The organism is Virgibacillus dakarensis, from assembly GCF_900155625.1.
GTDB classification, from domain to species: Bacteria; Bacillota; Bacilli; order Bacillales; family Amphibacillaceae; genus Lentibacillus_C; species Lentibacillus_C populi.
In genome coordinates this window covers 2,559,020-2,570,749 of sequence record NZ_LT732554.1, presented here as the reverse complement: position 1 = coordinate 2,570,749, position 11,730 = coordinate 2,559,020, and the positions used below count along the sequence as shown (strand labels likewise).

General features: G+C 41.0%; 9 protein-coding genes and 1 riboswitch. Of the genes, 2 read left to right on the top strand and 7 right to left on the bottom strand.

Translation table 11 applies throughout. The features are described from left to right. Positions 1–294: 294 nt before the first annotated feature. Positions 295–480, top strand: coding sequence for a DUF3173 domain-containing protein (locus CZ382_RS21825; RefSeq protein WP_018709270.1), 186 nt, complete (start codon positions 295–297; stop codon positions 478–480). Between the two features lie 38 nt (positions 481–518). Beyond that, complete coding sequence (locus tag CZ382_RS21820; RefSeq protein ID WP_088053189.1) at positions 519–1,730, top strand: tyrosine-type recombinase/integrase; 1,212 nt, start codon at positions 519–521, stop codon at positions 1,728–1,730. A 56-nt stretch (positions 1,731–1,786) separates the two neighbouring features. Here CZ382_RS21820 and guaA read toward each other — a convergent pair whose 3' ends face one another. The 7 genes from guaA to CZ382_RS21790 all read right to left on the bottom strand — a co-directional run bounded on the left by guaA (position 1,787) and on the right by CZ382_RS21790 (position 11,729). Continuing rightward, positions 1,787–3,319, bottom strand: a complete 1,533-nt coding sequence (gene guaA / locus CZ382_RS21815) for a glutamine-hydrolyzing GMP synthase (protein WP_088053188.1) — start codon at positions 3,317–3,319, stop codon at positions 1,787–1,789. Positions 3,320–3,749: 430 nt separating this feature from the next. Beyond that, a riboswitch (purine riboswitch) is annotated at positions 3,750–3,851 on the bottom strand. Between the two features lie 115 nt (positions 3,852–3,966). Further along, the gene (locus CZ382_RS21810) at positions 3,967–6,192 is read right to left on the bottom strand and encodes a transglutaminase TgpA family protein (protein ID WP_088053187.1); all 2,226 of its coding nucleotides are present in this window, start codon (positions 6,190–6,192) and stop codon (positions 3,967–3,969) included. After that, on the bottom strand, positions 6,189–7,457 hold the full coding sequence (locus CZ382_RS21805) for a DUF58 domain-containing protein (protein ID WP_088053186.1): 1,269 nt from the start codon (positions 7,455–7,457) through the stop codon (positions 6,189–6,191). The genes CZ382_RS21810 and CZ382_RS21805 overlap by 4 nt, the downstream gene beginning before the upstream one ends. Continuing rightward, a complete protein-coding gene (locus tag CZ382_RS21800; RefSeq protein WP_088053185.1) occupies positions 7,457–8,416 on the bottom strand; it encodes an AAA family ATPase in 960 nt (319 codons plus the stop codon). The genes CZ382_RS21805 and CZ382_RS21800 overlap by 1 nt, the downstream gene beginning before the upstream one ends. A gap of 234 nt (positions 8,417–8,650) precedes the next feature. After that, complete coding sequence (locus CZ382_RS21795; protein ID WP_088049371.1) at positions 8,651–10,060, bottom strand: ISLre2 family transposase; 1,410 nt, start codon at positions 10,058–10,060, stop codon at positions 8,651–8,653. A gap of 312 nt (positions 10,061–10,372) precedes the next feature. Then, positions 10,373–10,546 carry a hypothetical protein gene (locus CZ382_RS23855; RefSeq protein WP_159457857.1) on the bottom strand — a complete coding sequence of 58 codons (174 nt, stop codon included), beginning with the start codon at positions 10,544–10,546 and terminating at the stop codon, positions 10,373–10,375. A 13-nt stretch (positions 10,547–10,559) separates the two neighbouring features. Beyond that, the gene (locus CZ382_RS21790; protein WP_088053184.1) at positions 10,560–11,729 is read right to left on the bottom strand and encodes a Ger(x)C family spore germination protein; all 1,170 of its coding nucleotides are present in this window, start codon (positions 11,727–11,729) and stop codon (positions 10,560–10,562) included. Position 11,730: the final 1 nt, after the last annotated feature.

Genomic DNA, 11,730 nt, shown 5'->3' with positions numbered 1-11,730 from the left:
TGATACTCCCCTACCGTCATGGTTCGAGCGTTCAAAGCGTCGCAAGCTATGAGTAGGGCTGGAAGAAATACTTGCAGGGGTGCAATTCCCGTGGAGCTGTACCAACAGCCGTCTGATTTTTGACTTTCAATTTAGCAAGACAAATTACAGTAACCATCAAGTTATGACAATAGAACCTTTTTATTTTAGTGCAAGGGTCAAATTCACGCAACGTATTAGAATTAGTTTTATAGACGCGATATAATAATAGACAGATATCAAATAGCATATCCTAGTCTATGGAAAGGAGTTCATATGGTTACCGTCACTAAAAAAGACTTGATAGCGCTAGGTTATGGTCCCTCTTTTTCAGCTGATATTATTAGAGAGTGTAAAAAATTAATGATATCAAAAGGGCACACGTATTATCAATCTAAAAAGTTAGATCGTGTTCCTAAAGAAGCTGTAGAGGAAGTATTAGGGATAACTTTAGATGTGTGATTTGTACTTCTTGCACTAATTGCGTAAGGAGTGAAATCATGACTAAAGATATCGTCAAAAAAGCAAAGAACGGAACTTATTATTTTAGGGCAAATTTAGGATATCACCCCATCACTGGCAAGCAAATTCAGAAGTACCGCAGTGGTTTTAAAACTAAAAAAGAAGCAAGGGAAGAATATTCAAGGTTACTACTTACAAAACCAGATGCACTAGAAGAAAAGCAAGATGACGTTTTATTCCAACATTTTATTGAAGATATTTTCTTACCTTGGTATAAAACACAAGTAAAAAGAAGAACGTACGATAATCGATTACCGACTGTAAGAAAACATTTCACTTTTTTTAATAACTTAATCACAACGGAAATTACCCCGATCCATGTTCAAAAATGGCAATTAGCATTATCTAAAAAGAAGTATCGTTCTTCTTATATTAGAAATGTTCAAGGGTTGTTTTCTATGGCAATGGATCGAGCTGTTGTTTTAGGACTAGCTGAAAATAATCCATCGAAAATTGTAGGTAATGTGAAGAAAACAAAGACCAAAATAGACTTTTGGACAAAAGAAGAATTTGAAAAGGTCATCTCTCTTTTCTATAAAGAAGATTATTATCAACATTTTTTATTTATTTCATTGTGGTTTTTATTTATGACAGGCATGCGAATTGGAGAAGCCACTGCGATTCAATGGGAAGATATTGACTTTGACAAAGGTCTGTTATCTATCGATAAAACACTTTACTATAAGAATTTGGATAACTATTCTTTTGTAGAACCAAAAACAAAGGCTAGTGTTCGTCATATTGCATTAGATGGAGATACACTAACGTTACTCAGCGAATGGAAGGACGTGCAGCAATCTGTCGTTCAAACCAATTTTGTAATGAGCTATAATGGTATCCCCACACAAAAGCATACGTTAGCGAATGCCATTACACGTTTTTCAAAAAAAGCTGGGGTTCATCGAATTAGATTACATGCTTTAAGACACTCTCACGCTTCTTTGCTTATTAGTATGGGCGAAAACCCATTAATCATTAAAGACCGCTTAGGACATGAAGATATTGAAACGACACTCGGCACCTACGGACATTTATATCCTAACAGCAACTTTGAAGTAGCCCATAAATTAGAAGGTATTATGTCTTACCAAACAGCAACAGAAAATGAAGATACTTCACCTAAAAATCAATTCACTGCTCGTTACCTACGTAAAGGTTTAAAAACAAATAATGCAATAACAATGCAATGAAAATAGAGTAAAGAGCCGAAACCCTTGTAAATAAAGGGGTTTCAGCTCTCTACCAACTATTCCCACTCAATCGTCGCCGGCGGCTTACTCGTCACATCATACACAACCCGATTAATATGCTCTACCTCGTTAACAATCCGTGTAGAAATTTTTTCCAGAACATCCCAAGGAATACGTGCCCAATCCGATGTCATTCCATCAATTGATGTCACGGCACGGATCCCAATTGTGTAGTCGTATGTCCGTGCGTCTCCCATAACCCCGACACTGCGGATATCGGGAAGCACGGTAAAGTATTGCCAGATATCGCGTTCTAAACCAGCGTTCGCAATTTCCTCCCGTAATATAGCATCCGATTCCCGAACAATGGCAAGCTTTTCTTCGTCCACTGCACCTAAAACACGGATGGCTAAGCCTGGTCCAGGAAAAGGCTGACGCCATACGATATGTTCTGGAACACCGAGTTGGATACCCAGCTCCCGAACTTCATCTTTAAACAACGTGTTCAACGGCTCAATTAATTCAAATTGCATGTTTTCCGGAAGACCGCCGACATTGTGATGCGATTTGATTGTTTGCGCCGTCTCTGTTCCGCTTTCAATTACATCCGTATACAATGTTCCCTGCGCAAGAAAATCAATGTCTTTTAATTTTGCGGCTTCATCATCAAACACGTAAATAAATTCGTTGCCGATAATTTTCCGTTTTTGTTCCGGGTCGCTTACACCGGCAAGCTTGGATAAAAAGCGGTCTTGAGCATCGATTTTGATAATATTCATATGAAAGCCATCGGCAAATGTTTTCATTACATCGGTTGCTTCATTTTTCCGTAGTAATCCATGATCAACAAAAATACATGTCAGCTGATCACCAATTGCTTTGTGTATAAGGGCAGCAACGACTGATGAGTCAACACCACCGCTTAGAGCGCATAACACTTTACGATTTCCAACCTTTTCTTGGATCTTTGCCACTTCCATGTCAATAAAGTTTTCAATTGTCCAGTCACCAGTACATTGGCATACGGCAAAGACGAATTGCTTCAATAGATGATTCCCATATTCCGAATGGCGAACCTCCGGATGGAACTGAACGCCGTACAATCTTCGCTTTGGATCGCTCATCGCAGCAATTGGCGTAGAATAACTTGTGGCGTCAATTTGGAATGTAGCTGGGGCATCGATCACTTTATCACCATGACTCATCCACACGGTTTGCTGATTTGGAGTTTCCTGAAATAGAAGGGGATCATGACTTAGTTCAATAAGTGCCTTGCCATACTCACGGTTTTTTGCCTTTTCAACCTTTCCACCAAAATGTAGTGTCATTAGTTGCATTCCATAGCAAATACCCAAAATGGGGATATCCAAGTCAAAAATTTTCTCGTCACAGCGAAAGCTATTTTCATCGTATACACTATGAGGGCCTCCAGATAAAATGATACCTGAAGGATTCATCTGTTTAATTTCGTCTGCTGATAGCTTATGGGAATGAAGCTCACTATAAACACCAAATTCTCGAATACGTCTGGTGATTAGCTGGTTGTACTGGCTGCCAAAATCTAATACTAAAATTGTTTCTTTATCCATGCTACCACTCCTACTGTTTTATGTTTGGGGTGCTGCCTCCCGAGTTGCGGTGATTTCCCGTCTTATGTGGTTCTCCCGTTAAGCAGTCATTTTTTTGCGAGGCAAACTTAATCGTCCCAAAAATTAGTAACAAAACAGGTGCCGATTAAAAATGCGCCTGGTTCGATCGAAATTCCGACGCCGTGATTGATTCCACTGCCTATCGATCGAAATTATGAGCTGCTCGATCGTTTTTCCTTCCTACTCTATCGAAATCCGTGCAACTCGATCTATTTACCTAAAAGCATCCTGCCCAATCAATATCACGCCCTACTCAACTAATAGGGCTTCCAAAATCCAATCATAAACTCACTTAAAAGCAAAGAACCGAATTCCCACCCTTTATGCAGCAACATAGCTACAAAAAGGCAGAAATCCAGGCTCGATATAACCATAGATATTCCGCCTTCATAGTCAAGGCATTTATGGTGCCCTGGTAGAAACTTTCGAACCATATTTTCGAGGATATACGAACGCGTTATATTCATTTTATTCTTTATTCAAGAAAGTTTTCTGGTTAGTAAGCGAATCCTGCCTGGTAGACTGCATCGTTTCCGTAAACAAGGTGCATTCGCTGTTATATATTCTACTAACATAAACAATCATGGTCAAGCACTGATTCGTTTAATTAAATTTTTCCATAATTCGTTTAGCTTCTTCGTTTCGGTTTGACTTTGCTCCATCCTATTATTATACAGCATCCGTTCATAATGATCAGTAAGCATCCCCATTTCATGTGTTCCATAACGGTTATCGATCCGCTTCGCGTATTCCCGGAGGGTTTGCCCGGGCTCCATTGCCAGCCCGTTGTGTTTTAACAGTTTTAATAAATGGTGATATGCTTCCTGAAATGTCTTGGCACCAGTTTTACGGTTAAATTTTATCGACAGTATAATGGTTTTAAAACGAAACCGTAATCGGTAACCTGCAATAGCCAGCAGTAACAATAGAACGCCACCTATTCCAACATAGCCCCAACTTACCCGGAAGCCGGAATTATCGGCGGTGGCACTTGTTGTTGCTGTCTCATTTTCCGCTTCTTTTTCCTGCTGCATTTCCTGCTCCGGCTTTTCTTTATCCTGTTCAGACGGGGCTTCGACTGCTTCGTCTTGTGCGTTTTCATCCAGATTTTCTACATCGACATGAAAATCGGTTAAATTGGAAAAACCTTGCGTTGGCTCAAACGGCACCCAGCCAGATCCCGGAAAATAGACCTCCACCCATGAATGGGCATTTGCACTTGTTACCTCGTACACATCATACGTATTATCAGTATCACCGATATTGTCGGCAATTTTTTCGCCACTTGTGAACCCCTTCGCCCATCTCGCCGGGATACCGAGTGTTCTAAGCATCACGACCATTGACGACGAATAGTTATCGCAATACCCCTTTTGAGAATCAAACAAAAATTGATCAACATAATCCTGACCCCTTTTTGGAACCGGGATGTCATTTGTCTGGTACGTAAAGCCATTCCGTCCAAAATAGCTTTCCACCGCACGGGCTTTATCGTAGCGATTGTCCGCCGCAGCCGTAATTTCTTTTGCCAACTCACCAACTCTTGCCGGCAATGATGCTGGTAATTGCGTATATTTCTCTTTTATATCACTTGGATCTTCTGCAGTTGTCTCACGTAATTGGTCAATCGCAAATGACGGGTAATCATACGTAATCGTGTAGGTTGCCAGACTGACATCCTTCCCGTTTGCCTGTGTTCGTATTTCACCTGTATTTTCATCAAGTAAAAATTCTGTATCTGATTCTGCTTCTACCTGACGAATACCATACGGATAAAGCAATTTTTCGATGTTCGTATTTCCCTGAAACTCGACAATGGTTTCATGACGTTCTGTTTCAACACCAGGATCGAATGTTTCCAGCGCAATCCGGCCATCCTGCTGCTCCTGATAGCTTGGGTCTTTCGATTGCTCCCATCCTTTTCCAGTATAAACATCCTTTGTTTCAATCCGCCAATAATGCTCTTCTTTCGCTGCTGCCTGGAAAACTGGTGTATAATCCTGAACAAATGAGCCACCAAGCCGGGAATCATCCTCCCCGTAACCAACCTTATGAATACCCGACTCTGCACCGGAATGACCCGCTCCTTCTGCGGCACTTTTTAAAAATGGAACTGGATCCGGCCATTTCGGAGCAAACTTTGGTGCTGCATAGCCGACTAACGTCGAAAATAGCACAACTGCAATTAGCGGTACTAACCACACCGATGTCTTTTTAAGCCATGCAAAACGAATGGATTCATGGTCAATTACCTTAAAAAAATTAGCAAGCCCAAAAGCAATAAAGGAGATAATGAAGGTTCGAACAATCGATCCATCTGCTTCATAGACCGTAAACGTATCCAATATCGTTACGTAAATAACCGTTAATAGCACGAACAGAAAAATCCGCTTCATCACGACAAACCAATAATACATCAGATAGCTCATAAGCCAAATCAGCAAAAGAAATAAAAAGCTGCGAAATAGGGCTGTCATGTCATACCAATTTTGCTGCACCAGCGCTTGTATATTAAAAGCAAATTCCATATAAAAGCTTTGCAGCCATAGTTTACTTAAGAACGTGTAAGGCAGAAAAAGTGTATGAATAATGAATAGCATCGTCAGTCCTTTTAACAGGAATGATAGCCACCATTTCATTTGAAACATGGAAATAATAAAGCAAAACGCCGCATAGACAATAAAAATAGCCAAATTACTCGTATCGGTAATTTGCTGGACAGGATATATCCATTCCAAAAATAGGAAAAAACCTAAAAAATACAGAACCGAGGTATAGAGAAATGGTATTTTATTTGTTGCGGAAGCACTCATACTATACTCACCTCGATCGTATGCTGTATTAATTGCTGTTCCGATAGTACGTTCACCACGGCTCCACTAAGCCGGAGCTGCTTAACGATATGATGTTCATGTTCGGTAATCGACTGGGCTGCCTGGACAAAATGAACAACTACCCGTTTTGACCGTTGACTTATTTGTTTAATCGTACTCTCCAGCATATCATCCAAATGGGTCGTTACAATCATGACAATGCTGCCACTTGCCATTCCCAAGGATGCTTCCTTTAATTTAACTCCAAAGGATGCAAATCCATCAGGCTGAACCTTTGTTAGATGTTGCATCAGCAGGTCCTTTTCTCCTTGGTCACGTTGCATTGAAAAGTAGGCAGTTCTCTTGCCAATGGAGATAAAACCCGTTTTTGATTGTTGCTTTTTTAGTTCTTCCATCATCGACAGACTGATTTCAACTGCTGCTTCATATGCTAATAAATTTATTCCTTTGTAATAGCAGCTATCCAATACGACTACAGTATCCGTGCTTTTTTCCTGTTCAAATTCTTTCGTCATCATGGTATTCTTTTTTGCTGTTTGCTTCCAGTCGATCCAGGAAAATTTATCACCGGGGAGATACTCACGAATGCCCGTTGCAACGTTGGTATTTTTTAAATTTAATCTATTCGACGACACTGAGCCCTGTTCAAAGCTGCTGATTCGTTCTGTCATCTTGATTAAACGCTGATTCGGATAAGCAACAAGCTGATCTGCAACTTGAAAAATATGCTCCTTTTTCACAAAGCCAACTATGTCACCTGTTTTAATCCGGATTGCTTGAAAATGGTGCTCCCCCCTGGGTACCCGTTCTATTTGATAGGCTAACTCCAGCGTTCGCTTAAACCCTGGAAATACAACCTGCTTCATGGTACGGTTAGCTTTTAACTTTTCCGGGTGATCTAAATAATGATATTTTTCCGTACGATTGTCCAGCTTGTTCAACGACTCCGGCAGAATTTCTTCAAAGACACAATAATAAAGCGGGTATGGGATAGAGCGTTTAATCCGTATCCTTACTGTTATGGTATCGCCAGAGTGGGCAATGTACCTTGAAAGTGTTCTGGTTACCTGCCATTTATTTATCGGGTATAAAAGCAGTCCGACAGATAACAGGAAAATGGGCAGATAACCGAAAAATAAGAACCAGCTGACAAACCCACCTTGAAACATAGCAAATGAAAACAGCGAAAGGAAAACCGCAATAATAAAGAAGAGTTTACCGATCAAGCGTATCGGCCGGTTCATTACCGAAATTCCTTTCGAATCGGCACATGCGCATTACTTACGATTGTCTGGATGACCTGCTCACTCGTCAGTCCATCATATTTTGCCTCAGATGTTAAGATAACCCGATGGGATAGAACAAACGGGGCTAAATACTTTACATCATCAGGAACCACATAGTCACGCGAATAAATATATGCATAGGCTTTTGCTGCCTTCATCAGGGCAATGGATGCCCTCGGACTGCTTCCAAGGTAAATTGCCGGATGGGTTCTGGTTGCAGCAGCCAGATTGACAATATACCGCTTGACATGATGATCCATGTAAACATTAGTTACTTCTTCCTGCACCCCGATTAGCTGCTCCTTTGTCATAACAGCGGTTATATTTTCGATCGGGTGATGTGTTGAAGTACGTTCCAACATTTCCACTTCTTCATCCGGGGCAGGATAACCCATTTTCAATTTCAATAAAAAGCGGTCAAGTTGTGCTTCCGGCAGTGGGTATGTCCCTTCATATTCGATTGGATTTTGTGTAGCCATCACAAAGAAAGGAGCATTTAGCGGGATTGTATTCCCATCAACGGTAACGCTTTTTTCCTCCATCCCTTCCAAAAGAGCAGACTGTGTTTTTGGCGAAGTCCGGTTAATTTCATCAGCTAGGACAATATTTCCGAGTATTGGTCCAGGACGAAACTCGAATTCCATCTCTTTTGGATTATAGATCGATACCCCTGTCACATCTGATGGCAACAGATCCGGGGTAAATTGAATTCTTCTAAAATCGCAATCAAGTGATTTGGCAAGTGTTCGAACAAGCATCGTTTTGCCGACACCGGGAACATCTTCAAGCAACACGTGGCCGCCTGCAAGTAACGCGACCAGGCTTAATGTCGCCTCCCTCTCCTTCCCGATCATGACTCTATTAATATTGGATAATACCTTTTCTATCTTTTCATTATATAAAATGGTTTCTTGCATGTGGTTGCTCCTCCCTGACACCAGCGTTTTCCTTACCTTAATCATACTAAAAATACATCTTGAAGTAAAAGCACAATTATGTATGTGTCAAGTTTTTCTCGACGTTGCTTTCATACCAATATTTCAGGCGCTCCCATTTTGTACACCTTGTTCGGCTACCGCGCTGTCGCTTGCTGGCCTCATTTTTGACAGAACGGTCTTAAAAACCAAAGACCGTTCCATCAAAAACGAGGTTTATTGTAATATTTTAAATAAGTTACCTATGGCTGTTGAATGAGCCGCATATAAAGCGACAGAACCTTGTTTTACACCAATAGATGGTTGTGTTGGCTGACGTAATAATTGGGCCACTCTGACAGCTTTTTTTACATCCCGTTGTTTCCTGGTACTCCGTTCATTGCATTTCAGATAAGCGTTACGCAATGTATTATTCAACATGCCTTGTTTGATTTTCACCATTGCCTCCGCACCATCATTACTCCAATGCATTCCACGCTTTTTCATACGAAAAGACACATGCCGCTGGTTGGATTCCATAGCACCGAGTTTCCTGGCATCTCTAGGGCTGTCTGTTACAATATCCCGCCAGTCGTAAATGCGTTCCCAATTGTTGAGAATGTAACTGCGAAAGACGTTGATTTTCTCCATCTGCTTATCGTCTTCCAATGTGCTTTCGTATGTATCTAATTGAAGCTTGAATCCTTCTAAATCATGTTCCTTCAGTGCCTTTCTCCCTGCATCTTTATAGGCATTTCCTGCACTGCCAAATGCACGGTTAAATCCTTGTGAGATATGATAGTCATCCAGTTGGTTTAAAATCGGTTTATTCGATTGGGAAAAAGCAGCTTGAAACCTTTCAACTGTATAACCCGGGCCACCGTCACTGTTAGTAACAACCTGTGCGTCTTCCAGTGTATATCGGCTGGATGCCATCGCCTGCGTTTCATCCCAAAATGCATCTGTAGATTGCGTTGTCATAATTACTGTCGGTTCCTTAAGGGATACACGTTTCCCGTTTTTCTCCCATCCTTCATACATGATCGCATGGTGCACTTCCATACTCTGTTTTTTTTGGAGTCCGCGGACAAAAACACCATCTGCCTCCGCATAAAAGAAATCAACCTTTTTTCCTTCTGGCAGGGACGCTGCTTCATCCAACTCTTTCACCATCTCTTGATCCATCTCTGCCTGGGCTTTACCCACAGTCTTTACCATATTTCCTACCGTTTGGTGACTTAAGCTTACAGGTGTCCATTCCTTGAGAGTACGGGCCACTTGCCGGTAAGTACTTTCACTCGCCATTTCGGCTACTTTCAGTTCCACCAATGGACTGTATCGTTGCCTATCCCGCAGACCAATCCACTCATCCAATGGATAGACTGCCTTTCCTTTTTTATCCCTCATCAACGTATGATCAAAGGTAACCGTCCCAAACATAAATTGTACACTTCTTGAATCTGTGGTTTCCACTTTCCAGTCATCTGCACGTCTTTGTGCTACAATGACTTGATTTAATTCACTGAACATGCGCCCCATCAAAGAGGAAAAGAAGTTATACATTAAAATTTGAGCTCTTTCTTCAAACTCCACCAGATTCGTTGTATTCTTTATTAATTCATACAGCTTTGATATAATATGATCCATGAGAAGGCCTCTTTCTAAAATGTATTATGCCGTGCAAAGCATACATTTTAATGATAGAGCGCCTTCTCTTTTTTGGCTATCAAAAAGTACCGCAATTACTACCGAGTATAATTTTACACATACCACAATTATAGGCAGTTTTTGATTATTTCAATTATTTTAATTCCAGTATTAGCTGTTCTAAAAGATTTTAAACGTGTTTGGAAAAGGAATTCCACTCGCTTGTCGCAAATTCATACTGTTTAACACACGAAAACCGGCATCCCATATTTACCGGATTGGCAAAATAGTTGGAATGCCGGGTTTTAGCCGCTACGCATGCGGATCTTCATCCACCCCCTTCTCTTCCTTCTTCCACGGTGGATCACCAAAACGGTGCAACTTCCGATTAAGCTTATAAACAATTAATGGCACCAGAAATGCTAATATGGTATAAAGAATCACAATTGGTTCAGGCAAAAGCCCTAAAAAGTGCTTCCACATCACGTTCACACCCATCTTATTCATGCTTTGATTTATTAATGTTACCGGTTGTTCTGATTCTGGTGGTTGCATTTACATGGAATGTACTTTGGGAAAAGTAATTTGCACCACGATCCCAATTGTCATGTATCTGCTGCCATTGATCGTAATGGCGTTCCTTTAACATATTGCCAATGCCAAAGATATCCGTCTTCAATTCTTGCTGGGCTTTTTTAATCGTTTGTTCCGCTTTCGTTTCAATTTCTCTGGACACGTGCTTTTCGATCTCTTTAAATGTGCTTCGCTGAAAAAGGTTTTCCGTTCCGAATGTCTCCGAAATAACCCCTGATACGTTAATGTCAACGTAAACATCGAGGTGCCTTATGTCGTTTGTATCAAGTTTGATTTTGCTTTTGGCTTCCTCCATTTCATACGTTATATTCTTTTGATTAAGAGAAATATTGATGATCCCTTGCTTTGCTTTTCCTATGATTAAATTCAAGGCTTTTGTTTCAGCATCGTTAAGGGTACCGATCATTTGGTTATTGTACCCCTGAAAAACTGCAGATCCTTCTGATTCAACACTTTTTTCCCTGGCAATTATCCGCGGTAAAACATAGCTCATTTTTCCCATTAGAAACTCATGGACTTCACCAATCTTGACTGGCTCCATTCCCGAGGCATTCTCAAAACTGTTTTCCATTACCGAATCAAGATAAATAGCAGGTATTTTTTCACTTTCCGGTTTCGTATTCAGTACATCCTCAGCCTTGCCGTCCGCAACGGCAACCTTAATACTGCGGCGCATTTCCGGATTACGCAAGAAAATATCCATCATTTCACCAAATAAATACGGAAGCTTGGCAACCTCGTTGGAAATCACTATAATCTTTTCGTGTCTGTAAAAGGGAAGCTTGCTTGATTGCTCTGTCATTTTCCGGGAAATTTCAAACATGCTTTCTCCCGATGCGGATAAATTATCGAAGGCTTTCTGATCACCTCCGCCCTGCATTGGTGCCCCAAGCCCTGCTGGTACAACAAATTGATGGGTCAACGTTAGAACACGCCCCTGTTTCTTCTGCTCATCCGCCATATCAATCCCCGATCCGATAATGAATCCACGCTCTTCGATATCTACCTGATCCCAGCATCCGGTTAACAGCAAAACAAACGAGCTGGAAACAAGTAACAACAGCCTGCGTCTCATC